General features: G+C 69.5%; 28 protein-coding genes, 2 tRNA genes, 2 rRNA genes and 1 pseudogene. 11 read left to right on the top strand and 22 right to left on the bottom strand.

The window, feature by feature from the left end; all coding sequences use genetic code 11:
- Positions 1-9: 9 nt before the first annotated feature.
- The 4 genes from C3L37_RS00160 to C3L37_RS00145 form a co-directional block, all read right to left on the bottom strand.
- Positions 10-2,175, bottom strand: coding sequence for a histidine kinase N-terminal 7TM domain-containing protein (locus tag C3L37_RS00160; RefSeq protein WP_129112610.1), 2,166 nt, complete (start codon positions 2,173-2,175; stop codon positions 10-12).
- 63 nt (positions 2,176-2,238) lie between these two features.
- Positions 2,239-2,691, bottom strand: a complete 453-nt coding sequence (locus tag C3L37_RS00155) for a PaaI family thioesterase (RefSeq protein WP_129112609.1) — start codon at positions 2,689-2,691, stop codon at positions 2,239-2,241.
- Positions 2,692-2,797: 106 nt separating this feature from the next.
- Complete coding sequence (locus C3L37_RS00150) at positions 2,798-4,252, bottom strand: FAD-dependent oxidoreductase (protein ID WP_129112608.1); 1,455 nt, start codon at positions 4,250-4,252, stop codon at positions 2,798-2,800.
- A gap of 52 nt (positions 4,253-4,304) precedes the next feature.
- Positions 4,305-5,222 carry a hypothetical protein gene (locus C3L37_RS00145; RefSeq protein ID WP_129112607.1) on the bottom strand — a complete coding sequence of 306 codons (918 nt, stop codon included), beginning with the start codon at positions 5,220-5,222 and terminating at the stop codon, positions 4,305-4,307.
- A 54-nt stretch (positions 5,223-5,276) separates the two neighbouring features.
- Here C3L37_RS00145 and C3L37_RS00140 point away from each other — a divergent pair, with 54 nt between their 5' ends.
- Positions 5,277-5,963, top strand: coding sequence for a lipoate--protein ligase family protein (locus C3L37_RS00140; RefSeq protein ID WP_129112606.1), 687 nt, complete (start codon positions 5,277-5,279; stop codon positions 5,961-5,963).
- A gap of 67 nt (positions 5,964-6,030) precedes the next feature.
- Here C3L37_RS00140 and C3L37_RS00135 read toward each other — a convergent pair whose 3' ends face one another.
- Positions 6,031-6,477 (bottom strand): hypothetical protein, encoded by a 447-nt coding sequence (locus C3L37_RS00135; protein ID WP_129112605.1) that lies wholly within the window; start codon positions 6,475-6,477, stop codon positions 6,031-6,033.
- Positions 6,474-7,004, bottom strand: coding sequence for a DUF7342 family protein (locus C3L37_RS00130; protein ID WP_129112604.1), 531 nt, complete (start codon positions 7,002-7,004; stop codon positions 6,474-6,476). The genes C3L37_RS00135 and C3L37_RS00130 overlap by 4 nt, the downstream gene beginning before the upstream one ends.
- 206 nt (positions 7,005-7,210) lie before the next feature.
- On the opposite strand from C3L37_RS00130, the gene C3L37_RS00125 reads away from it, so the two are divergent.
- Positions 7,211-8,503: a dihydroorotase gene (locus C3L37_RS00125; protein WP_129112603.1), complete on the top strand. Its 1,293-nt coding sequence runs from the start codon at positions 7,211-7,213 to the stop codon at positions 8,501-8,503.
- A 23-nt stretch (positions 8,504-8,526) separates the two neighbouring features.
- Here the strand turns inward: C3L37_RS00125 and C3L37_RS00120 are convergent, their stop codons facing one another.
- Together C3L37_RS00120 and C3L37_RS00115 are read right to left on the bottom strand one after the other, a co-directional pair.
- Positions 8,527-8,781, bottom strand: a complete 255-nt coding sequence (locus C3L37_RS00120) for a hypothetical protein (RefSeq protein ID WP_394345770.1) — start codon at positions 8,779-8,781, stop codon at positions 8,527-8,529.
- Positions 8,782-9,028: 247 nt separating this feature from the next.
- A complete protein-coding gene (locus tag C3L37_RS00115) occupies positions 9,029-9,409 on the bottom strand; it encodes a DUF7268 family protein (RefSeq protein ID WP_228546057.1) in 381 nt (126 codons plus the stop codon).
- 86 nt (positions 9,410-9,495) lie between these two features.
- On the opposite strand from C3L37_RS00115, the gene C3L37_RS00110 reads away from it, so the two are divergent.
- Positions 9,496-10,038: a DUF7529 family protein gene (locus C3L37_RS00110; protein WP_129112602.1), complete on the top strand. Its 543-nt coding sequence runs from the start codon at positions 9,496-9,498 to the stop codon at positions 10,036-10,038.
- A gap of 54 nt (positions 10,039-10,092) precedes the next feature.
- On the opposite strand, the gene C3L37_RS00105 is transcribed toward C3L37_RS00110, so the two are convergent.
- Positions 10,093-10,914 (bottom strand): DUF5806 family protein, encoded by an 822-nt coding sequence (locus C3L37_RS00105; RefSeq protein WP_129112601.1) that lies wholly within the window; start codon positions 10,912-10,914, stop codon positions 10,093-10,095.
- A 203-nt stretch (positions 10,915-11,117) separates the two neighbouring features.
- Between C3L37_RS00105 and C3L37_RS00100 the strand changes: the two genes are divergently transcribed.
- Together C3L37_RS00100 and C3L37_RS00095 are read left to right on the top strand one after the other, a co-directional pair.
- The gene (locus tag C3L37_RS00100) at positions 11,118-11,486 is read left to right on the top strand and encodes a universal stress protein (protein ID WP_129112600.1); all 369 of its coding nucleotides are present in this window, start codon (positions 11,118-11,120) and stop codon (positions 11,484-11,486) included.
- Positions 11,483-12,016: a GNAT family N-acetyltransferase gene (locus C3L37_RS00095; protein WP_129112599.1), complete on the top strand. Its 534-nt coding sequence runs from the start codon at positions 11,483-11,485 to the stop codon at positions 12,014-12,016. The genes C3L37_RS00100 and C3L37_RS00095 overlap by 4 nt, the downstream gene beginning before the upstream one ends.
- A 42-nt stretch (positions 12,017-12,058) precedes the next feature.
- Here the strand turns inward: C3L37_RS00095 and C3L37_RS00090 are convergent, their stop codons facing one another.
- The gene (locus C3L37_RS00090) at positions 12,059-12,508 is read right to left on the bottom strand and encodes a universal stress protein (RefSeq protein ID WP_129112598.1); all 450 of its coding nucleotides are present in this window, start codon (positions 12,506-12,508) and stop codon (positions 12,059-12,061) included.
- Positions 12,509-12,608: 100 nt separating this feature from the next.
- Between C3L37_RS00090 and C3L37_RS00085 the strand changes: the two genes are divergently transcribed.
- Both C3L37_RS00085 and C3L37_RS00080 read left to right on the top strand, forming a co-directional pair.
- Positions 12,609-13,079: a universal stress protein gene (locus C3L37_RS00085; RefSeq protein WP_129112597.1), complete on the top strand. Its 471-nt coding sequence runs from the start codon at positions 12,609-12,611 to the stop codon at positions 13,077-13,079.
- Between the two features lie 94 nt (positions 13,080-13,173).
- Complete coding sequence (locus tag C3L37_RS00080; protein WP_129112596.1) at positions 13,174-14,439, top strand: DHH family phosphoesterase; 1,266 nt, start codon at positions 13,174-13,176, stop codon at positions 14,437-14,439.
- 59 nt (positions 14,440-14,498) lie between these two features.
- Here C3L37_RS00080 and C3L37_RS00075 read toward each other — a convergent pair whose 3' ends face one another.
- The 7 genes from C3L37_RS00075 to C3L37_RS00050 all read right to left on the bottom strand — a co-directional run bounded on the left by C3L37_RS00075 (position 14,499) and on the right by C3L37_RS00050 (position 18,353).
- A complete protein-coding gene (locus C3L37_RS00075) occupies positions 14,499-14,927 on the bottom strand; it encodes a DUF5807 family protein (RefSeq protein ID WP_129112595.1) in 429 nt (142 codons plus the stop codon).
- 148 nt (positions 14,928-15,075) lie between these two features.
- Entirely contained in the window at positions 15,076-15,465 is a 390-nt protein-coding gene (locus C3L37_RS00070; RefSeq protein ID WP_129112594.1) for a type II toxin-antitoxin system VapC family toxin, read from the bottom strand.
- On the bottom strand, positions 15,462-15,614 hold the full coding sequence (locus C3L37_RS24045) for a hypothetical protein (RefSeq protein ID WP_164974620.1): 153 nt from the start codon (positions 15,612-15,614) through the stop codon (positions 15,462-15,464). Before C3L37_RS24045 ends, C3L37_RS00070 begins: the two co-directional genes overlap by 4 nt.
- A gap of 59 nt (positions 15,615-15,673) precedes the next feature.
- Complete coding sequence (locus C3L37_RS00065) at positions 15,674-16,129, bottom strand: DUF7112 family protein (protein ID WP_129112593.1); 456 nt, start codon at positions 16,127-16,129, stop codon at positions 15,674-15,676.
- A 23-nt stretch (positions 16,130-16,152) separates the two neighbouring features.
- Complete coding sequence (locus C3L37_RS00060) at positions 16,153-16,557, bottom strand: 30S ribosomal protein S6e (RefSeq protein ID WP_129112592.1); 405 nt, start codon at positions 16,555-16,557, stop codon at positions 16,153-16,155.
- A 96-nt stretch (positions 16,558-16,653) separates the two neighbouring features.
- Complete coding sequence (locus C3L37_RS00055; RefSeq protein ID WP_129112591.1) at positions 16,654-17,781, bottom strand: aminopeptidase; 1,128 nt, start codon at positions 17,779-17,781, stop codon at positions 16,654-16,656.
- Between the two features lie 158 nt (positions 17,782-17,939).
- A complete protein-coding gene (locus C3L37_RS00050; protein ID WP_129112590.1) occupies positions 17,940-18,353 on the bottom strand; it encodes a CBS domain-containing protein in 414 nt (137 codons plus the stop codon).
- Positions 18,354-18,512: 159 nt separating this feature from the next.
- Here C3L37_RS00050 and gnd point away from each other — a divergent pair.
- The 4 genes and pseudogenes from gnd to C3L37_RS00030 all read left to right on the top strand — a co-directional run.
- A pseudogene (gnd, locus tag C3L37_RS00045) lies at positions 18,513-19,436 on the top strand (phosphogluconate dehydrogenase (NAD(+)-dependent, decarboxylating)); the annotation flags it as partial.
- Positions 19,437-19,512: 76 nt separating this feature from the next.
- Positions 19,513-20,103 carry a 2Fe-2S iron-sulfur cluster-binding protein gene (locus C3L37_RS00040; protein WP_129112588.1) on the top strand — a complete coding sequence of 197 codons (591 nt, stop codon included), beginning with the start codon at positions 19,513-19,515 and terminating at the stop codon, positions 20,101-20,103.
- A 164-nt stretch (positions 20,104-20,267) separates the two neighbouring features.
- Positions 20,268-20,340: transfer RNA gene (locus tag C3L37_RS00035), tRNA-Arg, on the top strand.
- A gap of 155 nt (positions 20,341-20,495) precedes the next feature.
- Complete coding sequence (locus C3L37_RS00030; RefSeq protein WP_129112587.1) at positions 20,496-21,026, top strand: hypothetical protein; 531 nt, start codon at positions 20,496-20,498, stop codon at positions 21,024-21,026.
- A gap of 189 nt (positions 21,027-21,215) precedes the next feature.
- Here C3L37_RS00030 and C3L37_RS00025 read toward each other — a convergent pair whose 3' ends face one another.
- From C3L37_RS00025 to C3L37_RS00005, 5 genes are all read right to left on the bottom strand, one after another.
- The gene (locus C3L37_RS00025) at positions 21,216-21,404 is read right to left on the bottom strand and encodes a hypothetical protein (RefSeq protein ID WP_129112586.1); all 189 of its coding nucleotides are present in this window, start codon (positions 21,402-21,404) and stop codon (positions 21,216-21,218) included.
- An 89-nt stretch (positions 21,405-21,493) separates the two neighbouring features.
- Positions 21,494-21,721, bottom strand: a complete 228-nt coding sequence (locus tag C3L37_RS00020; RefSeq protein WP_129112585.1) for a hypothetical protein — start codon at positions 21,719-21,721, stop codon at positions 21,494-21,496.
- Positions 21,722-21,992: 271 nt separating this feature from the next.
- Positions 21,993-22,068 (bottom strand) — tRNA-Cys (locus C3L37_RS00015).
- Positions 22,069-22,173: 105 nt separating this feature from the next.
- Positions 22,174-22,295: ribosomal RNA gene (rrf, locus tag C3L37_RS00010) — 5S ribosomal RNA — on the bottom strand.
- A gap of 111 nt (positions 22,296-22,406) precedes the next feature.
- A 23S ribosomal RNA gene (locus C3L37_RS00005) occupies positions 22,407-22,792 on the bottom strand; the annotation flags it as partial.

The following is a 22,792-nucleotide window of genomic DNA, read 5'->3' as shown; positions in this document are numbered from 1 at the left end:
CCGCGGCGCTCACGCGTCGGGGACGAACACCTCGAACCGCGCGCCGCCGCGGTCGCCCGCCGCGAGGTGGATCCGCCAGCCGTGCGCGTCGACGACGTCCCGGACGATTCCGAGGCCGAGTCCCGTCCCGTCGCCGGTCGAGTACCCGCGTTCGAACACCGCCGCGCGCTCGTCCGCCGGAACGCCCGGCCCGTCGTCTTCGACGAAAAAGCCCGTTCCGTCGGCGAGGGGCCCGACGGTGACGGAGACGGCCGGTCCGGCGTGCTCGACGGCGTTTCGAAAGAGGTTCTCGAACGACTGCTGGAGCAGCCCCGGATCCCCGTCGACGGTGAAGTCGTCCAGCGCGCACGAGAGGCGCGCGTCGCCCGTCGCGACCGTGTTCCACGCCTGTTCGACCACCGTCAGCAGCCGGACTGACTCGTGTCCGAACTCCCGTTCCCCGTTTCGCGCCAGCGCCAGCATGTCGGCCGTGATGTCGTCGATCCGCGAGAGCGCGTCCTCCACGCGGTCGAGGTTCTCCGAGTCGCCGCACTCCTCGCGCAGGAGGTCGAGATAGCCCGTGGCGATGGCGAGCGGGTTTCGCAGGTCGTGGGAGACGAGACCCGCGAACTCGTCGAGGCGCTCGTTCCGCTCCGCGAGTTCGCACTCGCGCTCGGCGCGGGAGAGCGCGGCGCCCGTGGTTGCGGCGAGAAGCTCGACGAAGTTGACGAGCGTGTCGTCGAACTCGGTCGATTCGGTCGTCCCGACGGCGAGCACGCCGCGGTCGCCCAGCGGGGCCATGATCGCGCCGCAGAGCGGCGTCCACTCGTCCCGGAGCGCGGCGGAGGCGCGCACGTCCGCGTACACCCGCGTCTCCCCCGCCTCGAACGCCTCGCCGACGAGGCCCTCGTCGACCCGAAACGACGGGACCGGGTCGTACAGCCGCTTCAGACCGTCGGTGTGTGCGACCGGAACGAGGACGGGAGCCACGTCGTCGCGCAGGTAGACGGCGGCGTAGTCGAGGCGGAACGCGTCTCGGGCCGCAGCAGTAGCGGTCTCACAGACCGCCCGCTCGGATTCGGCGCCCATGAGCGCTCGTGACGCCGACTGGAGCGCCTCGAGGGTCTCCTCGCGTTCCGTGCGCTCCGTCACCTCCCGCAGGACGACGAGCCGGCCGGACGGGCGGATCGGGGTGGCCGAGAGGCGGGTGATCCGGACGTCGAAGTGTCTGGCGCCGTCGCCGCTCCGGAACGTCACCGTCCCGCGATCGGCGTCGCGGTCGTCGGCGCGGTCGAGCCAGGCACCGACGGGCGGCAGCGCGTCGGCCACGTCGGCACCGATGTGTGCGTCGACGCGGCGGGGCTCGTCGCCCGAGTCGCCGGCGGCGAGCGTCGCGGCCGCCGGGTTGCTGTCGACGACGCGACCCTCGTCGTCGAGGACGACGACGCCGTCGGACATGGTGTCGACGAGCGTCGCGCGGGCGACCGGCGCGATGTCGAACAGTCGGAAGTCGAAGAGGGCGACGAAGAGGACGATCCCCTCGACGACGACGGCGAACGGCGTGAAGTCGAACGCCGGCACGGGGCCGACGCCCGCGACGAAGGCGACGTTCGCGGCGAGGGGGGCGACCGCCGCGCCGACGACGAGACCCGCCTGTCGACGGTGGTAGCGGCCGGAGCCGACGACGAGGCGGAACAGCACGGCGAACCCCGCGGCGATGAGCGCGTACGCGTACGCCACGCTCGCGAGTCCCACCGGGCCGTACGCGTACTCGACCGTCCAGACGCCGTCGACGAGCGTCGGGATCGCCCGCGAGACGACGAGCCCCGTCTCGGTCGCCGTCAGCGCCGCGACCAACGCGGGAACGGCGAGCAGCGCGCCGACGGTCGGCGGGGACAACCGATCGCCGCGATCGGCGTAGGCGAGCGAAAAAGCGAGCCAGGCGACGGGTACGAAGACGACGACCGACTGCGCGAGACGGAGGCGGCGGACCGCGGCCTCGGGCGTCGGCGCAAGTAGCCCGAGCGCGACGAAAAACAGCCAGATCGCGTTCAGCGCCATCATGACGGCGAACTGGGCGGCTCCCGCCCGCGGTCGGCGGTGCCACGCGAGCGCGGCGAGCGCGGCGAGGAGCGCCGTCCCCGCGGACGCGGCGACGACGAGCGCCGCGCCGAACGGCGTCACGCCCTGAAACATGGCACGCACTGTGGCGTTCCCACGTATAACGTTACCGACTGGTCCGAAATCGGACCGTTTCGGTTACCGGAACAGACGGTACGCGGCTTGCCCGGTCGCCACGGCGTCCGTCCCGCCGTCCGGCGTGGGTCCCTCGACGGTCACCTCGCTCACCCCGATCGAGCCGCCCGAGCGGATCACCTCCGCGGTCGCCGACAGGTCGCCCGCGGCGCGCCGGAGGTAGTTCACGTTCAGGTTGACGGTCGCGACGCCGCCGTCGAAGGGGTCGTCGAGCGTCGTCCGCAGCGCGATCCCGCCCGCGGTGTCGATGAGCGTCGCGGCGACGCCCCCGTGGACGGTCGGCGGGCTCGTCGCGTTCGTGAGCTTCTCGTCGTACGGGATCGTCATGGCGACCCGGCCGCGCTCGATCGAGTCGACCCGCGTGCCGAGCCACGAGAGGTAGCCGTGCTCCTCCTCGACGTGCCTCCGGACGAGGGTTGCCGCCCCCTCCGGGAGTCCGTTCTCGGGTGATGTCACAGCCGATCCTCGGCGGGCGTCGACATGTAGCCGGCGATCGGCGGCTCCCTTCCCGCCGCCACCGCCAACGGTCGAGTGGCGACGCCGGCCGCCGAACGATCGCGAATCACTCCGGGAGCGCTCCGTTCAACACCTTCGCGGCCGTGAGCACCGGGTCCCAGACGGGGCTGAACGGCGGCGCGTACGACAGATCGAGCCGCTCGACCTCGTCGAGCGTCATTCCAGCGTGGAGCGCGGTCGCGACGGTGTCGATGCGCTTCGCCACGCGATCGGCGCCGACCATGCTCGCGCCGAGCAGCCGTCCGGTCGGCGCGTCGGCCGCCACGTGGATGGTGATCGGCGCGCGGCCGGGATCGTAGCTCGCGCGCGATCCGGTCGTGATCGTCCGTTCGACCGGTTCGAACCCCGCGTCGCGGGCCTCGTCGGGATCCGTCAGTCCCGTGCGGGCGACCTCCAGTTCCATCACCTTCGCGACGGCCGTGCCGACGACGCCCCCGCCCTTCGTCGGCCGGCCGGCCACGGTCCGCCCGACAGCGCGTCCGTGCCGGTTCGCGGTGAGCGCCAGCGGGACGTACGTCGGCGCGTCGGTGATCAGGTGCTGCACCTCCGCGCAGTCGCCCGCGGCGTAGACGTCGTCGAGGTTCGTCCGGTTGTACGGGTCGGTCGCGATGGCGCCGGTCCCGCCCAGCCGGACGCCGGCCTCGGCCGCGAGTTCGACGTTCGGCGCGACCCCCGTCCCGAGGATCGCCATGTCGACGGGGACCGACCCGTCGGGCGTTTCGACCGCCGAGACGTCCGCGTCGCCGGCCAGCCCGGTCACCGGGGTGCCGAGGTGGAGGCGGACGCCGCGGTCGCGCAGGTGGTTTTCGACGACCTCGGCGACGGCGTCGGCGTACGGCCCGAGCACGTGTGGGGAGCGCTGAAAGAGGTGGACCTCCAGTCCCCGCTCGTAGAGCGCGTCGGCGAGTTCCAGCCCGACGTAGCCGCCGCCGACGATCCCGACGACCGCCGGGTCGCGGGCGCGCAGGAAGGCCGACACGTCCTCGTCGGGATCGGCCTCCTCGGGCGGTTTGCGGTCGGGACCGACCGGCTCGCGGGGCGCGTCGCCGTTCGCCTCGCTCCGCTCGGCCGCCTCGCGGATCGCCCGCGCCTCGTCCAGCGAGCGGAGCGTGAACACGCAGCCGAGGTCCGTCCCCGCCACGGGCGGCGCGGTCGCCCGCGCGCCCGTCGCGATCAGGAGCGAGTCGTACGGCTGGTCGAACGATCCGCGCTCGTTCCTGACCGTCACGGTCTCGCGCTCGGGGTCGATCCCCGTCACCTCGTGGCGCAGTCGGAGGTCGATGTCGCGCTCCTCGACGAACTCCCGTGGATCGACCGCGACGAGATCGGAGAGCGACTCGACGCTCCCCTCGATGTAGTACGGCATGCCGCAGGCCGAGTACGAGACCCAGTCTCCCTTCTCGAAGACGACGGCGTCCACCTCCGGCGCGTCGCGCTTCGCCTTGCTCGCGGCGCTCATCCCCGCCGCGTCGCCGCCGACGACCACGAACGTCTCTCCCATGGGGGTACTGCGACGCGCACGGACATGAACTGTCGGCGGTCGGGTGCCGGGTTCACCGACCGCCGAGTTTCACCGGATCGTCGCTCGGGCGGACCGTCACCTCGACCTCGTCGCCGACGGCGAAGTCGTGGCCGGGGCGGACGAGCTTCGCGCCGTAGTCCGCGTCGCGGGCGGCGAAGAGCGACAGCCCCGTCACGCGATCGCCGTTCGCCAGCACGTCGATCGACCGCCACGTCACGTCTCGACCGTCGGCGTCGCCGACCGGCGTGCCGAGGAGCGACAGTTCGCGGTCGGTCCCCGTCGCAGCCGACCGTCCCGACGCGTCAGGGGGCGTCGTCGACGCGAGCGCACCGCCGCCGCCGTAGTGGGCCAACCCGCCGTCGAGGACCGTCCCGTCGTCGGCCGCGATGGCGGCGAACCGCTCGCCAGGCACGGGGTGGGTCGGCGAATCGAGCACTGCGTGGGTCGGGCCGGTTTCGACGACCGTCCCCGTCCCGTCCCACCGGAGCGGTTCGACCGCCACGTCCGCGTCGACGGGAAGGGACCCCGACGCGCGATAGGCGTTCCGTCCGCGGTCGCGAAAGCCGAGGTGGATGTGGTTGTCGACCCACTCGCCGAAGAAGCCGGACCGGACCATCTCGCCGAGCGAGTCGCCGACCTCCACCCGTTCGCCCGGTTCGACGCCGGGATCGACGTGGAGGATGCGGGCGACGCGCCCGCCGCCGTCCGACGCCGCGCACCACCCCTTCGCGTCGATCAGGATGAGGTGGTCGCGGTCGACGGCGTAGGGACGGTCGGGACAGCGGACCGTGCGGACGTCGAGCACCTCGCCGGCGACGGGGGAGACGCCGTCGTTGGTCTCGGGGTACAGGTCGATCGCGCAGCCGCGGTCGTGCGCCGGGTACGGCGAGTTGTACAGCGAAAAGCGCCGGTAGCGTTCGAGCACGTCCGCGGGCAGCGTGACCGCCATGGTCGGGCGGAGGAGACGGGTGCGCTTAGGTACGTCGGGACGCTCCGATCCTCCATGCGAGTGATCCGGGGACGGGCCGCCTCGCGCGAGGCCGACCGCGACGTGACGGCCGAGATGCTGCGCCGAACGGCCGAGACGGGAACGCCCGCGATCCGCGCCTGGACGCCGCACCGGCAGGTCGCGTTCGGCCGGCGGGACGCGCACGCGGCGGGGTACGACCGGGCGCGGCGCGCGGCCGAGGAACGGGGGTTCCCGCCGGTCGAGCGCAGCGTCGGCGGCCGGGCGGTGGCGTACACGGGCGAGACGACGCTGGCGTTCGCGCTCGCGGTCCCGGTCGAGGACCTGCGCGTCGGACTCGACGAGCGGTACGAGGACGCGACGGAGACGGTCCTGCGGGCGCTGCGCGGCCTCGGCGCAGACGTCGAGGGGGGCGAACCGCCGGCGTCGTTCTGCCCCGGGCGGCACTCGCTTCGCGCCGATACCGGCGGAAAGATCGTCGGGATCGCCCAGCGCGTCACGCAGGGCGCGGCGCTCGTCTCCGGGTGCGTGCTCGTCGACGAGCGCGAAGAACTGGTGGACGTACTCGTCGCCGTGTACGGGGCGCTCGACGTGCCGTTCGACCCCGATTCGGTGGGGAGCGTCGCCGCGGCCGGCGGGCCGTCCGATCCCGAGGCGGTCGCGAGGGCGATCGAGGAGGGGTTCGCGGACGGGCGCGAGACGACGGTGGAGCACGTCGAGTGAGTCGGACGAGGGTCCCCGTTCGACCGCGAGGTCGTGTGAGTCCGGACGCGGCTGCGGCCCCGGCGGTTCAGAGGTCGAACTCGTCCCACACCGCGCCCATTCGCTCGTACACCCACGGCGCGACCGTTCGCGAGAGCACGGACGCGAGTTCGACCGGATAGTCGCGGTCTTCGCCGTCCTCGTGTCTCGCCCCCGGCGGGGCGTGGAAGTGATCCCGCGCGTAGTCGTCGCTCTCGTGGCGATCCCACCGACACGTCCACTTCGTCCCGTGGTGATCCTCGACGTAGACGACGTGAAAGTCACCGTTCGTGTACGACTGAACTTCGATGTACGCCTCGGAGACGAACTTTTGCGGGTAGTGCCGGTCGACGAGAAAGACGACGATGGATTCGGGTCGGTTCGCCGGGAAAACGGAGACACGCTCGATCCACACTTCGGTGGCGAGAAGCGACGCGACTTCGCGGAGTTGCGCTCGATTCGGCGTCCGATGGTGACAGTCGCGATCCACGCTCACGCGACCCCTTCGTCGGCCGTCTCGTCGCGACGGGAACGACGGAGGTCGCGGATCTCCCGGCGAACGGCCGCCCAGTTATTCAGGTCCAGCCAGACGTGCTCCGGGTCACCGTACTCGGCGTACTCGAAGGGATCGACGTCGTTCGGCTCATCGACGCCGTATCGCTCCCGGTACGTCTCGTTCTCGGAGAGCAGCTCACCGAGTCGTCGTCGGTACTCGTCGTCGCTCAGCCGCGAGAGTCGGTCGAGCCGCCGCCACTCGAAGTACGACTCGTTGCGCTCGAACGACGCCGGATTCTCCACCACGCGGGTCAGGAGACCGATGTCCGCCAGTCGCTTCAAGTGGCGGCGCGCCGCGTTCTTCGAGCACTCGGCGCGCGCCGCCACCTCGGAGACCCGCGTCGGTTCGTGGAGACCCAGAGCGACCAGATACACCCGCTCGTCGGCCGGGGCGTCGCGAATCCGGTCCGCCAAGTCCTCCGAAAAATCCGACCGTGGCGGACCGCGGTCGTCGCTCGACGAGGTCATACGCAGTAGTACGATCGATCGAGTAATATAATTACCGGGCGGGCGAATACGGCACTTCGAAACGTGAACGGCTTCGCCTACGCCTTCACGAGCGCGATCCGGTAGTGGGGGTCACTCGCGTTCGATCCGCGTCGCCCTTCGTCCACGAGCCAGCCCGCGCGCGACCACGACACTTACCACGCCCTGCCGCCACCACCCACCAACAGATGCTCATCAGGAACGCCGAACTCGCCGACGGACGACGACGAGACGTGCGGATCGCGGGCGAGACGATCGACGCCGTCGAACCGGCGGGCGACCTCGACGCCGACCCCGACGAGGGGGTCGTCGAAGCCGACGGCCTGCTGCTCCTGCCCGGCGCGATCGACGTGCACGTCCACTTCCGACAGCCCGGGTACGAGCACAAGGAGACGTGGGAGACGGGATCGAAGAGCGCCGCGGCGGGCGGGGTGACGACCGTCGTCGACCAGCCGAACACGGAGCCGCCGACGGTGACGGGCGAGGCGTTCGACGAGAAGGCGGCCCTCGCCGTTCGGGGGTCGCTCGTCGACTTCGGCGTCAACGGCGGCGTCACGGAGGGGTGGGACCCCGACTCCCTCCTGTCGCGCCCGCTGTTCGCGCTCGGGGAAGTGTTCCTCGCCGACTCGACGGGAAACATGGGGATCGACGAGCCGCTCTTTCGCGACGCGCTCGCCCGCGCGGCCGAGGCGGGCGTGACCGTCACCGTCCACGCCGAGGACGCCGACCTGTTCGACGACGCGGCCACGGAGCGAACGGACGCCGACGCGTGGAGCGCCTACCGCGCCGCGGCGGCCGAGGCGGCGGCCGTCGAGCGGGCGGTGACGCTGGGGGGCGAGTCGGACGCGTCCGTCCACGTCGCGCACACGAGCACCCCCGAGGGCGTCGACGCCGCCGCCGCGGCCGGCGCGACCTGCGAGGTGACGCCGCACCACCTCTTCCTCTCGCGGGACGACCTCGAAGAACTGGGGACGCTCGGCCGGATGAACCCGCCGCTCCGGAGCGAAGCGCGCCGGGAGGCCGTGTACGAGCGCGTCGCCGACGGCACCGTGGACGTGATCGCCACGGACCACGCGCCGCACACACGCGAGGAGAAGGACGCGAGCGTCTGGGACGCGCCGAGCGGCGTGCCGGGCGTCGAGACGATGCTCCCCCTGCTCCTCGAAGAGGCGCGGCGGGGCCGCCTCGGCCACGAGCGCGTCCGCGACCTCGTCGCCCGAAACCCCGCGCGGATCTTCGACCTCCCGCGGAAGGGGACCGTCGAGGCGGGGACGGACGCCGACCTCGTGCTCGTCGATCCCGACGACGCCCGCGAGATCCGCGGCGCGGACCTGCACTCGAAGTGCGGGTGGACGCCGTTCGAGGGACGAAGGGGGGTCTTCCCGTCTCTCACGATGGTCCGAGGGACGGTCGTCTACGAGCGCGAGAACGGCGAGGAGCGGTTCGGCGGCGCGGTCGGCGAGGATGTCCGGGCGGCGTGACGAAAAAAATCGGGCGGCGGCGATTAGCCGAGCAGACGGCTGACCGCGTTCGACGAACTGGGCATGACGCTCTCCATCTTGTCCGACATCGCCTTCTGCCGGAGGTAACTGGAGAACGCGAGGATGGTCGGCGGCCACAGGCCGATGAACAGCCCGCGCGTTCGGTTGCCGCGGACGAAGAACTGGTACCACGCGAGGAGCACCGACGCGCCCGCCCCGAGCAGCGCGAGGTCCGCGCCGGTCTTTTCGGCTTCCGCCATCTGCTTTTGTTGGCCCATACTCCCACTAGATTGCATCTGTTCGAGCAATGCCATGCACTCTCTCGTAGCCTCGGTAGCCACATTATTATTCTGGCCACCAATATGCGAAATAATTTCTGTATTTCAGAATTTCGCGAGTGTAGGTGCCTCTAGCACGAACGGTTCTCCGGATCGTCGCGGCGGATGCCGAACGGTGAGTGACCGACGACTCACGACCCGTTGGACATATATCGGGTAACGAGTCCACAGAACGCCGGTTCAATCGCTACCCGGCGATCGCCGCCCAGACCGTCGTTGCGACGACCACGCCGGCCATGACGCCCGCGCCGAACCCGCTCACGCGGGCCATCGCCCGGCGAGAGCCCCGTTCGGTCCAGTCCGCGGAGACGTCGAGGTGCCGCCGCATCGACTCGACGCCGTCGCCGGCGAGGATCGATCCCGCCCAGCCGAGGACGCCGAGACCGAGCGCGAGCGCGCCGAGGGCGAAGACGACGTCGCTCGCGGCCCGGACGGTCCCCGAACGGAGCGCCCCGACGCCGAGTCCGACGACGCCGACCGCGACGCCGGCGACGAAGGCGGACCCGAAGCGGCGGAGGCGGGTGCGGACGCCGGCGGACGGGTCGGTCAGGGGGCGGGTCGGGGGCACGTCAGTCGACCGACTCGCGAATCCGCGGGTCGTGCGGGCCACCGTCGAAAGCGAACGCTTTTGAGGGGCGACCGGCAGGGGAGCGCATGGACGCGCACCCGCTCGACGGCGTCCTCGGGGTCTGGGAGGGCGTCGTGGAGGAGACGGAAGCGACCGCCGCCGCGCTCCGGGAAGAGGGATGGGAGGCGGTCGAACTCCACCCGGGGGACGTGACGCCGTTGCCGTCGCCGCTCGGCGGCGACGCCGACGTGGTGAACGGAGCGAGCGGCGACGCGGCCGGGAGCCGATCGACCGAGAGCGCCGACTCGACCGTCGAGTTTGGACTCGACGCGCTCGTCCCGGGAAGCGAGTTCGAGGCGGTCGCGGCCCTCGTCGAGGGGACGTCGTTCGACGAGTACGAGGCGTACCGGGCGCAGGAGGGCGGCGTCGTGTTCCTCGCGGTCGTGATGAAGGCGGCGTCGGCGAAGCGGGCGGTGGTGCTCCCGCTGTACTACGCCGTCGCCGACGCGCGGGGGATGCTCGACCGCGCCCGCGAGGCGGGGCGGATGCGGACGGTCGTGCGGCCGCTGTCGGACGATCGGCGGGTCGTCTTCACGCAGGATGACCCGGAGCCGCTGTTCCCGGAGTGAGAGCGGGGTCGGCGTCGGCCGCGTGGAAGTCGGCGTCGAGGGACGACGCGGGGCTCAGGGCTCGTGGACGTGACCGCACTCGGGGCACTCGACCTCCTCGCCCCGCAGTTGCGCGCTGGACTGGCGAACCTCGCGCATCACGCTCGAGATCCGCTCCTCCGCGGCGAGTTCCTCGTCGACGGTGAGGTCGACCCCCTCGACTTCGAGGAGGAACTTCGCGATCTCGGTCACCTCGTACATCATCTCGTCGAGCTCCTCGGCGGTGAAAAAGCCGCACATCGCGCCGTAGAGGAACGTCGCGCCCGCTTTCTTCACCTTCCCCTCGAACGACGAGCGAGCCTGATTCACCGCCTGCGGGGTGTAGGTGTCCGTCATGAACGGGACGAGTTCCGGGAGGTTCTCGCCGATCTTCGTCATCTCGACGCCCGTTTCGGTCCGGAAGTCCGCACAGAGCCGGGCGATGGCCCACTCGCGGGCGGTGACGTAGGTCCGGTCGCGGAGGAAGCCGTTGACGCGGTCGTACTGCGCGCCGTCCATCTTTTTGAAGCGCTCGTACTTCCGCACGTCCTCGGGGACGTCCCGATCGCCCGACGCCCCGTCAGTCGCGTCCGATTCGTCCCGGCTCCGCGTCCCGTCCGATTCCGCGTCGAACGCGACGCCGTCGGTCGACGATCCGTTGGGCGTCTCGCCTCGGGTCGACGTCGCCTCGCCGCCGGTCGCGGTCGGCTCGTCATCGGCCGTCGAGTCGGGCGATTCCTCGCCCGCCTCGCGGGCGTCGCTCGCTTCCGCTCGACGCCCGTCGGTCGTCTCGCCTCTCGCCTCGCCTTCCGCCGCCTCGCGCGCCGAGTCGGACGCCGTCGCGGGGTCGTCTGCCATGTCCACCCCTTTTCAGGTGAGGCTCAAAAGGCTGTCGCGCGGCCGACGACGGGGCGGTGGCGGGATGGCGGCGGTGGAGGAGGCGCGTGGGGCGACGGCGGCGACGGAGCGCGAGACGACGGCAACCGACGGCGCGGGAGGGGGCTTCCGTCGCGGCCGTCCCACGGGAAACTATTTTCTCCCGCGACTCCGACAGCCCGCTCATGAAGGTACTGCTGGGAATCGGGGGAAGCGAAGACTCCATCCGGGCGCTCGAACGGACGGTCGAGCGCGCCGACGCGGCCGGCGACTCGCTCACGGTTGCCGTCGTCGAGAACCCGAACGCGAGTCTGGACCGGGCGGAGGTCGACGCGCGCGTTCGAGACGTCCTCGCCGAGACCGGGGTGGACGCGGACGTCCGGCGGGTGGAGGGCGATCCGGGGAGCCGGATCGTCGACATCGCCGAGTCGGAAGGGTTCGACCAGATCGTCCTCGGCGGTGGCGAGACGAGCCCGATGGGCAAGATCAAGATCGGTGGCATCGCCGAGTTCGTCCTCCTGAACTCGCACGTGACGGTGACGCTAGTCCGATGAGCCGCGACCGCATCTACCCGGACGAACCGGCCGGCCCGTTCCCCGAGCCGCCGCTCGCGTTCGACGACCGCGAGGGCCGCGAGATCGAGATCGTCCCGTTCGATACGACGGAGGACGAACGCGAGGCGCTCGTCGAGATGTACCTGCAGTTCGACCCCGCCGACCGCGCGCAGGGGATCCCGCCGGGACAGGAGCGGCGGGTCCGAAGCTGGCTCGACACCATCCTCTCCGAGGACTGCCTGAACGTGATCGCGTGGCGCGGCGACGAGGCGGCGGGGCACGCCACGCTCGTCCCCGACGAGGACGCGTACGAACTCGCGATCTTCGTCCTCCAGCGCTACCAGGAGGCCGGCATCGGCACGCAGCTCATGCAGGCGCTGCTCGGCCACGGCGCGGTAAACGGCGTCGAAAAGGTGTGGCTCACGGTCGAACGCTGGAACCGCGCGGCGGTCGGGCTGTACAAGAAGATCGGCTTCGAGACCAGCGACGCCGAGAGCTTCGAACTGGAGATGACGATTCGGCTGCGGTGAGCGAGGGGCGGGCGGAAGCCGGAACGAAACGTCAGCGCCGGACTACACCGACAGGACGGGCTGACTCGCGTACAGCAGCACGTACTCGGCCGCCCGTTCCAGCACGTCCGCGGCGTCGGCCGTCGGCTCGCGCGGGACGACGACGAAGTCGGCGTCGAGCTCCTCCGCGGTGTCGAGGACGACGCTCCCCGGGTGGCGGGTTTTGACCTTCGTGGAGAAGCCGTAAGCGATGGACGTGGTGAGTTTCACGCCCCGTTCGTCGGCGATCTCCGTCGCGGTCCGGTTGAACGACTCGTTCTCGGCGGCGACCTCCTCCTCGTCGACGACGCCGGTCTCGATGGCGCGGACGACCTCCTCGCCGAGCACGTACACGGCGTGGACCTCGGCGTCGTACTCGGCGGCGATGGCGACCGCGTACTCGACGGCCGTCGCCGACTCCTCGCTCCCGTCGACCGGGACGAGCACGAGGTCGAGTTCGAGCGGGACTGTCATACGGTGCCCTCTGCGGGCAGACGGCAAAAAGGTCCCTCCCTTCCAGTCGCGCCCGGGGGAGCCACCGAGTTTTATGCCGGCCCGCGGCGAACGCCGTCGCATGATCGAACGGATCGTCATCGCGACCGACGGCTCCGAGAGCGTCCGTCGGGCCGTGCGGGTGGCGCTGGATCTGGCGGAGCGGTTCGACGCGGAGGTGCACGCGCTCTACGTCGTCGACACGGGCGAGGTCGAATCGTCGCCGGACAGGCTCCGCGACGAGATGCACGACGCGCTGCGCGAGCAGGCCGAGGAGGCGCTGGACCGCGTGCGCGAGGAGACCGACGCGGCGGTGGTCACGGCCATCCGGGAGGGACGGCCGGCCGCGGAGATCGGCACCTACGCCCGCGAGGTCGACGCCGACGCGGTCGCGACCGGGACTCGGGGTCGCCACGGGGAAAACCGGTTTCTCATCGGCAGCGTCGCGGAGCGCGTCGTCCGGACGTGCCCCGTGCCCGTGCTGACGGTTCGCCAGCTCGCCGAGGACGAGGGAAGAGGCGGAGACGAGGACGGGGCGGAAACGACGGCCTGAGTCGAGACGGCACGCTCCCGCGTCCGCGCCCGGGTCGCGGCGCGCGACGGCAACCGATAGCCGGAGTTTTCACCGCCCGGCCCGTCCGCCCGGTATGGACGACGAACTCATCGACGGCGACCGCCTCCCGCTCTCGCGGAAGTCGCTGCTCCCCGGTGCCGGATTCTTCTACCCCGATTCGCTCGACGAGGAGTACGCGGACCGGCGGACGAAGGAGGCGGTCGAGGGGGCCGAGACGGTCGTCGTCGCCGACTCGGACGCGGACGGCCTCGGCTGCGCCGCGCTGATCCGCGAGGCGTACGACGCCGCGCTCGACGTCGCGACCTTCGAGGAGGCGATCGCGGCGCGGCTCGCGGGCGAGGAGATCGCGACGGAGGACGACGAAACCGCGGAACCGGAGGACGACGGGCCGGCGTCGCCGGTGGCGCTCGTCGGGGCCGGGCCGCACAGCCTCGGCGACGCCCTCGAACGCGTCGCGGCCTACGCCGACCCCGACGTGGACGTATACGTCTGCGACCTCGCGCCGGACCGGTACGAGCACGTCGGCGAGGCGCTCGAAGCGCTCGTCGGGCGCGCCGCGAGCGTCCGGTGGTTCGACCACCACCAGTGGGACGAGGCGGTCGCCGACGCGGTCCGCGAGGCGGGCGTCGAGCTGGTCGTCGGCGACTCCGACGAGGAGTGCAGCGCAGACGTGACGCTCCGGTCGCTCGACTACGACTTCGACGACCGGTTCCGCGACCTCGCGGCGGTCACGCGCGATCACGACCTCTGGCTGCGCGAGGACCCCCGGAGCGACGACCTCGCGGACTACGCCTACTGGGCCGACCCCGAGGAGTACGTCGCGGTCGTGGGGCGGTACGGCGCGGACCTCCCGGAGCCGGTCGAGGAGTACGTCGCGGAGCGCCGGATCGAGAAGAGACAACTCGTCGAGCGCGCGGTCGAGCGCGCCGAGGTGAAGTCGGTCGGGCCGTGGACCGTCGGCGTCACCTACGGCCGGTGCTCGCAGAACGAGGTCGCGGAGGCGTTGCGAGTGGAGGGTGCCGACGCGGCCGTCGTGGTCAAGCCGGCCGGGAGCGCCAGCATCCGCGGGTCGGAGGGCTTCGAGCGCTGCCACGAGGTCGCCGCGCAGGTCAACGGCGGCGGCCACCCGAAGGCCGCGGGCTGCAAGCCGGACATCTACGACGACATGCTCGACTACGCCCACCACTGGACGACGCGAGGGGCGGTAGCGAAGCGGGTGATCCTGGCGGCGTTCGAGCGACTCGCGGCGGAGGAAGAAGAAGAAGCGAAAGCCGGGGGCGACGAGGACGCCGCGGAGAGAGGAGACGACTCGGACGAGGGGGTCGAGACCGGACCGTAGTCGGCTCCGGAATCGAGGCGAGCAAATCGGGGGGTTGAGCTGTCGATCGCGGCGACGGCTCACCGCGCGCCCGCGACCCACCGGTCCGAGTACGCGACGCCGCACTCGCACTGGGCGTATGCGTGGATCACGTCGCCCTCGGCGTAGATGCCGCCGACCTCCTCGTTCCGTTCCTCCGCGAACGCGAAGACGAACCTCGCCGAGTGGTCCTCGCCCGGTTCCGCGTCCGGGCACGCGCCGCCGTCGAGGTCCGGATCGATCTCGCCCTCGGTCCCCATCGCGCCGCCCGCGAAGCGCATCGCGTCCGTGCCGGTGCCGGCGGCGAACATCCGTCTGCCCTCGTCGCCGGGGACGACGAGCACGACGCCCCCCGGCACGTCCTCGCCGTAGTTCGCGATCTTGCCCTGCTCGTCGAGGTAGTCGTGGGTGAGAAACAGCGCGACGTCGTCGGGGCGGTCGCCCGCGAGGAACGCCTCCAGCTTGCTCATGGGGAGGGTGGGCGATCGAACGATAAAAAGCGCCTGATCGCGTGGTGATTCTGCGACGGTGGCGGCTACGACCCGCCGTTCTCCTCGTCGAGCGACCGCGCGATCGACGCGAGCGACTCGTCCGGTTTCTCCGTGGCGGTGCTCACAGTCAGACGAAAGCGTCCGGAGATCGGCCCCTGTGTTCGATAAGTTCGGAGTCGAACGTGACCAGCGTCGCGTCGATGCTACGGGCGGTCGTGAGTATGAGGCAATCGAGCGGATACAGAAGCGTTTCCCGCTGTAGCTCGTAGGCGTCGGCGAAATCCTCGATATCGGGGAAGTATACGTCGGCTCGATCGGTGATGTCCGTGAGGAGTGCTTCGACCTTCTCCTGCTCGACGCGCTTTTTCTTCGCCAACACCGTCCGGTACTCCATCAAATTAGGGACGGAGGTGTAAAACTCGTGGTCCTGATTCAAAAATCGGGCTGCGACGTCCCCCCGACCCGGCTCATCGACGGTTGCGGCGACGAAAACGTTCGTGTCGACGAAGGCTTTCATTCGCGTTCGCGAACGTCGCGGACGGCCTCGACCGAGTCGACGGGGACGTCGCTCAGTCGTCCACGGAGAACGTCACCCAGTTGTTCAGGATCGCCGTCGACGTCTTCACGAGGGATAAACACCGCGAACTTCCTGGCGAAGGTACCCATGTCGGAGCGAACGGTCCGCTCTGCTAAAACGGTTGTCCCACCGCCGACAACGGTGGCGGCTACGACCCGCCGTTCTCCTCGTCGAGCGACCGCGCGATCGACGCGAGCGACTCGTCCGGTTTCTCCGTGACGGCGTAGACCGTCCGGACGCCGGGGACGCGGACGCCGTAGAGGAACCCCGGCTCGACCTCGTCCACTTTGACGCTGGAGCCGAGCGAGCGCCCCGTCGACTCGGCCCACTCGACGAGGCGGTTTTGCGCCCCGTCCGGCTCCCGCGCGAGCCGGCGGTTGTCGTACGCCCCGCGGATCACGAGGCCGTTCGCGTCCTCGGTCACGCGGGCGTGATACTGCGCGCCGTCGAGGGAGAGGCGGACGATCTCGCCCGCGTCGAGCGACAGGTCACCGTCGGCGTCGGGCGGGATGCGGAGGCAGGGCCGGCGCGTGCCGCCGCTGCGCGCGAGCGTTCCGCGGACGGTCGTCACGGAGGCGTGGTCGCTGGGGACGCGATCTGGCATGAGGCGGACGGAGAAGCGGGGGCTTACTCGTCGTCCTCGTCGTCCTCGTCGCCCTCGCCGAACGCCTCGGCGACGTCGCCGTCGCCGCCGACGACCTTGACGTTGAGCTGGACGATCTCCTCGCCGACCTCACGGCCGCGAACGGTGATGCGCTTGCGCTCGCCCTCGCGGCTCGGCTTGTAGCCGACGCCGCCTTCGAGGAGGACCTGTTTCAGGTTCGGCCCGGCGACGTCGCCGCGCATCGGGCGGCCGGTCTCGTCGGAGCCGCCGGTGATCTCGACGGTGAAGCCGCTCAGGCCGACCGCGCTCCCGTCCACCTCGTCGCCGATCTCTCGGCCGAGGAATCGGTTCGCGTCCTGTCCGTCGACGTCGCGCTGGTAGCTCGCCCCGGTGTCGGGATCGGAGACGACGACTTTGAAATCTGCCATGGCAGGGGAAAAACGGTCGGCGATAAAAAGTACGTCGAAACCGTCCCTCGCTGGCGTCGGCGTCGGAGAACGGAGCGGAACGGGGTGCTCGGGGAACTACTCGAATCCCTCCTCCCACCGGAATCGCCCGTTCCGCTGGACGACCTCGCCGTCGATCTCCAGCCGCGAATCCGCGCTCACGTCCGCGCTCACGTCGACGTGGACGGCGCTCCGGTTGCCCGTCTCGCCCTCGGGGAGGCAGGCGTCGTACGCCCGCCCGACCGCGAGGTGGATCGTGTCGCCCATCTTCTCGTCGAAGAGGACGTTGTCGGTGAACCGGTCGATGCCGCGGTTCATCCCGATGCCGAGTTCGCCCAGCCTGCGCGCGCCCTCGTCGGTGTCGAGCAGGTCGGCCAGCACGGACTCGTTCCGGTCGGCGCCGAAGTCGACGACCTCGCCACCCTCGAAGACGAGGCGGACGTCCCGGAGTCGCTTGCCGTCGATCGTCATCGGAACGTCGAAGAAGGCCGTCCCCTCGGCGTCGAAGGGTGCGGTGAACACCTCCCCCGAGGGGAGGTTGTGCGAGTCGTAGGCGACGGAGGCGGCGCTGTTGACCGCCGTCCGGCCCTCGATCGACATCGCGAGGTCGGTGCGCCGCGACGGTCCCGAACCGTCGCCCCCGGGCGCTTCCTTGACGAGGCGGACCTCGCTTCCGGCGTCGAGGAGGTCCTTCATCAGCGCCATCTCCTCGGCGAGCGCCTCCCAGTCGCGGAGGATCGCCCCGTAGACGAAGTCCCGGTACTCCTCGTAGGCCATCCCCGCCTGCTGTGCGAGCGAGCGCGTCGGGTGGACCGTCGACACCCAGTCGGTCGCCATGCGCGCCTCGCGCACGCCCTCGGTCGCCCTGGCCCGCGCCTGCCGCGTCTCGCCCGGCACGTCCGCGGTCGCGGCCGTGTTGCGGCCGCCGCCGAGGAAGAGCACGCTGTCCGCGTTCTCGTACAGCGCGAGTTCGTGGGCGGGGTCGGCGTCGAAGTCGCCGTCGTGCGCCCGGAGGTACGCCCGCGAGACCTCGTCGGAAGCGTAGGTCGTCACGACGTTCGCGCCGCGTTCGCCCAGCCGTTCGGCGACCGCGACGGCGAGGTCGTGCGCGCCCTCCGCGACGCTCACGACGACGTCGTCGCCCGGTTCGATCCGCGCGCTCCAGTCGACGAGCACCGACGCGTGTTCGCGTGTGCGGTGGTCCATGCCGTCCCGTTCGGCGACGCGGTCGAAAACCCCCACGGTCCGGCCGCCCGTTCGTCCGTCCCGCTTTCTGCGGCCGTCCGGCTGCGTCGACGCTCACCGCCCCTCCGCGTCCGCCGCGACCGCCCGGTCGCTCCGATCGCTCCGATCGCTCCGAACCCTCACCCCCCGTCCGCGCGCTCCAGCAGCGAAAACACCGTTTCGAGGTCGCGCCCGAACCGAACCAGCGCGTCCTCCAGCGTCACGAGACCCGCGAACGCCCCGCTCTCGTCGAGGACGACCGCCCGACGCCCGCCCGCCGCCTCGAACTCGGCGAGGAGCGTCGAGAGGTCGCCCGACGCCGACACCGCGGGCACCGTCTCCGCCAGGTCGGCCGCGCTCTTTTCGTCCAAATCCTCGCCGGCGACGTACGCGCGGCCGATCGCCTCGGCGGTGAGGAGGCCGACCGGTCGCTGCTCGTCGAGGATCGCGATGACGGAGAGGTCCGCGTCGCGCATCGCCGCCGCGACGTCGCCGACGCGCGTCTCCGGGGCGGCCGTCGCGACGTCCGTCCGCGCGATATCGATGAGTGGCATGCGTCGATGTAGGCGCGGAACACACGTGAACGCAGCGCCTCGGAGGATAGGGACCGGAGGCGCGCGTCGCGCTCGCGCAAATCACAGGCCGTCGCGGCCGCCTCCGATCGCCTCCGATCCTCCCGATCCTCCCGATCCGCTCCCGCAAACCACAACCCCTACCACGACTCCCGAGAACCCTCGCCCATGCAACTGGGCGTTATCGGACTCGGTCGGATGGGACAGATCGTCACGGAGCGCGTCCTCGCGGCGGGACACGACGTGGTCGCGTTCGACCTCTCCGCGGAGGCGGTCGCGACGGCGGCGGACGCGGGCGCGGAACCCGCCGAGTCGGTGTCGGACCTCGCGGCGCGCCTCGGCGACGAGAAGCGAATCTGGCTCATGGTGCCGGCGGGCGGCGCGGTCGACGCCACGCTCGACGAACTCGCCCCGCACCTCTCGGGCGACGACGTCGTCGTCGACGGCGGCAACTCCCACTTCGAGGCGTCGGTTCGGCGCGCTGAGGAGACGCAAGCGGCGTACCTCGACTGCGGAACCAGCGGCGGCCCGGCCGGCGCGGAACTCGGCTTCTCGCTCATGGTCGGCGGCCCCGAATGGGCTTACGAGGAGATGGTCCCGGTGTTCGACGCGGTCGCGACGGGACCGGCGGGGCACGATCGAATGGGAACGGCGGGGTCGGGCCACTACGTGAAGATGATCCACAACGGCGTCGAGTACGCGCTGATGCAGGCCTACGGCGAGGGATTCGACCTGCTCGCGAACGGTCGGTACGACCTCGACCTCGAAGCCGTCGCGCGGACGTGGAACAACGGCGCGGTCATCCGATCGTGGCTGCTCGAACTCTGCGAGGAGGCGTTCCGCGAGGAGGGTGTGGACCTCGGCGACGTGGCGGACCACGTGGCCGGCGGCTCGACCGGAACGTGGACGGTGCGGGAGGCACTGGCGCAGGAAGTGCCGGTGCCGCTCATCTATCAGGCGCTCGCGGAGCGGTTCGGCAGTCGGGCGGGAGGGCGGTTCTCGCGGCGACTCGCCAACCGACTCCGGTACGGTTTCGGCCGACACGAGGTCGCGCGCGAAGAGTAGACGCGGAGCGCCGACGCTCCGTCGGCCGATCGGCGGAATCACAACTGTTGTAAACCCGCATTCCGTAGCCGACCTCATGGTCCAGATTGACGTGATCGGGTTCGGCTTGGGTGCCGCGCTGACGCTCTTCGCCGTCGCCCTGCACTACTCGAAGGGGACCGGGTGGACCTCGACGAAGGACATCTCCCAGGAGGTCCTCGAACAGCGGGCGGCGACGGTGCCCGAGACCGACTTCCCCGAGCCGATGAACCGCTCGATCGGCGGGGGCGGCGTCGCGGCCGGGGCCGTCGCCGGCGGCGAGAGCGGCGAACTCGAAGAGGGGGACGCGGAAGCCGAGACGACGTCGTCGAGTCCGGCCGACATCCCGGAGGACGAGGTCGAATACTTCGAGGTCGAGTTCGTAAAGGAGGGCGAGACGATCGAGCTCTCGAACAACCAGACGATCCTCGAACAGGGCGAAGAGCACGGCTGGGACCTCCCGTACGCGTGTCGACAGGGGCAGTGCGTCTCCTGCGCGGGCCGCATCGCGGACGGCCCCGCGGAGGACTACGTCGTCCACGACAACCAGCAGATGCTCGACGACGACGAACTCGGCGACGGCTACACGCTGACCTGCGTCGCGTACCCGCGCGACAGCTTCTCGATCGAAACGGGCGAAGCGCCGTAGCTCGCCTCCGAGACGCTCGTTCAACCGACGACGGATACTGGTCGGCGATCGGTCGCCGACACTTCTGGGCCACTTTCGAAACGCCGAGCGTGCGGCGTACGCCGGCGGTCGCGGCGTCGGGAGATGATAACCGTTAAGCGTCGATATCGTGTAGCGGGTGACGAGAGCGCGTAGCTCAGTGGACAGAGTGCTTGGTTCCGGACCAAGTTGTCGCGGGTTCAAATCCCGTCGCGCTCGCTTCTGCGTGTCGCGAACGAAGTGAGCGACCGCAAACGCTCTCGCGAGGGATTTGAAATAGACGGCAGCGAACGAAGTGAGCTGACGGCGTGGTTCAAATCCCGTCGCGCTCGGGTAGTAGGGACTATTAAGTATACTACCACAAGAGTGGGTGTATGAAATCTGAGGATTTCGAGAAGAAGTCTAGGGAGTATACAAAGGTTCTGGAGACGTTACGAAGACTTCCAGACAGGAAGATGTCTGAACACAAGATTTCAGAAGAGCTAGCCGAAGAAGAATTCGACGCCGGGGAGATACTTGAAGGTCTTGTTCTACTCGGAGAAGTGGAACTCTCACAGGTGAGGCCAGTCGGGGGACGTATCTGGTTGAAGAGGCAAGAAACACCCACGAATACTGAAGAGCGGAAAGTTGTTTCACGTTCGATTTGGCAGGGATATGCGGCAAAAGACTATCGTGACCGTATCGCTGACCGCATTTTTACAACTCGGGAGGCATCAATGGTACATTTAGCTGAGTCTGTGGTGACATCTCCTTCTGATTTTGAGCAGCTCTCTTTTCTGAACGATGTATGGGTTGCTGATGCAGGAGGTCGTAGTGATCTCACCGCAGTCATTCGTCGCGAAACAGTCTATCAGACGACAAATGCCGACCAGAGGTTAGAACGTCTAAAAAATCAGCACCGATAAACGAAGAACGGGATCTACCTGCCCCTCCAGAGAGCGTTCTATGTATATACATGAGCGACCGCGAACGTCCTCGCGCTCGTTTCGATTCCGATTCGAACTGAAAACGAGTTCCGTCTGTAACGCGTCGCCTGAAGCGAAGCCGCACACCGATGCTCGGGTCGGAGAACGATCCAGCGGTCCCGAGCGACGTCAGTATCGCGACGGCAGGTACGCCATCGAGAGGAGGAACACGACGGTCAGCCCGCAGATGGCGACGATGCTCCACAGGCTGTTTACCATCGCCTTGTCGGGCTGGTTCGCGGTCGCGATCAGCGCGTACGATCCGACGCCGATGATCAGGAAGAACGTGGCGTAGATAGCCGCGGCGCGTCGTTGCATACGTTCGGCAAAGGCTACCCGGCGTATAACGGTTACTTTTTTCAAAACGGATCGGCGAACGCCGCAACGAAGCGGCGGCGTCGCGGCGATCACTTCCGCTTCGGGAGCGCCTCGGTCATGAACACGAGAAAGATCGCCCCGAAGATCCCGAGAATCACGATCGTCGCACCGGGGCCGAATCCGATCTCGATCGAGGCGATCGAACCGGCGACCGATCGTAACCGCTCCCTGATCTCCGGCCGCCACGGTAACTGGAGATACGCGAGGAGGGTCACCGCGCTCACGAGCGCGTAGTCGAGGGCGTCGGGCCGTCTCATAGTAGTGTCGTGCGCGATCGGCTGGATGGCACGTCAGGAAGATATGACCGGTGCGATATGTAAACTGTTCGGAACGGCGGATCGACGAAGGGACCGGTAACCGGTTCCCGCTCCGTGACGGATCACGGATGGCGGGCCGGATCGAACACGGGGGCGTTCGTCGTCCTTCGGACGCGCCCTCCTTCGTCGACCGTCTTCCGGAAAGGCTGATGAGCTCGATCGAACCACGCAGCAGGCGGCTACCGCTCGCGATGTGGGTTCCTCGTAAGAGAGCCAAGGGCCGGATTTGAACCGGCGGTGGGCGGCTCTGCAGGCCGCTGCGTTCGGCCGGACTCTGCCACCTTGGCGCAGATACTGCTACTTGCGTCTCGCGCTTAAGCCTAGCGCTTCTCGCCCGTCGTTCGAGAGTTCGGACGGAGCCGCCGCTGATCGAAAATGAATGAAGTATGAATGGGAGGCGGCGAACCGGGGTTCCCAGAGGCTCGCGCACTCCAGTACTCGCCGGCACGCTGGCGGGCTTAACTTCCGTGTTCGGGATGGGTACGGGTGTCGCCCCGCCGCTCTGGCCGCCTCAACGCCGACCTACGGAGTCGAACCGTAGTGATACCACCGTCGGTGTTGTGGTTGAAACCGTGTGTGCGTGCGATCCAGTTAACGCCTGGACCCGTTCGACGGGTTCAGTGCGATGAATGCTGGCTCGGTCTGTTAGTGCTCGCGGGCTGAACGCCTCGTTGCCTCGGCGCGTACACCCCGAGTCTATCGAACTCGTCTTCTACGAGTGACCTCGTCGATGCCTCTTTTCCAAGTGGGTTTCGAGCTTAGATGCGTTCAGCTCTTACCCCGTGTCGCGTGGCTGCCCGGCGACTGCCCTCTCGGACAACCGGTACACCAGTGGTGACCACTCGTAGTTCCTCTCGTACTATACGAGCGTTCTCGTCAGGCATCTCGCACCCCCAATAGATAGCAGCCGACCTGTCTCACGACGGTCTAAACCCAGCTCACGACCTCCTTTAATAGGCGAACAACCTCACCCTTGCCTGCTTCTGCACAGGCAGGATGGAGGGAACCGAC

Origin of the sequence: Halegenticoccus tardaugens (assembly GCF_004116405.1) — an archaeon.
GTDB lineage: Archaea > Halobacteriota > Halobacteria > Halobacteriales > Haloferacaceae > Halegenticoccus > Halegenticoccus tardaugens.
The sequence above is the reverse complement of the archived record's forward strand: the minus strand, read 5'-3'. Positions and strand labels throughout refer to the sequence as shown.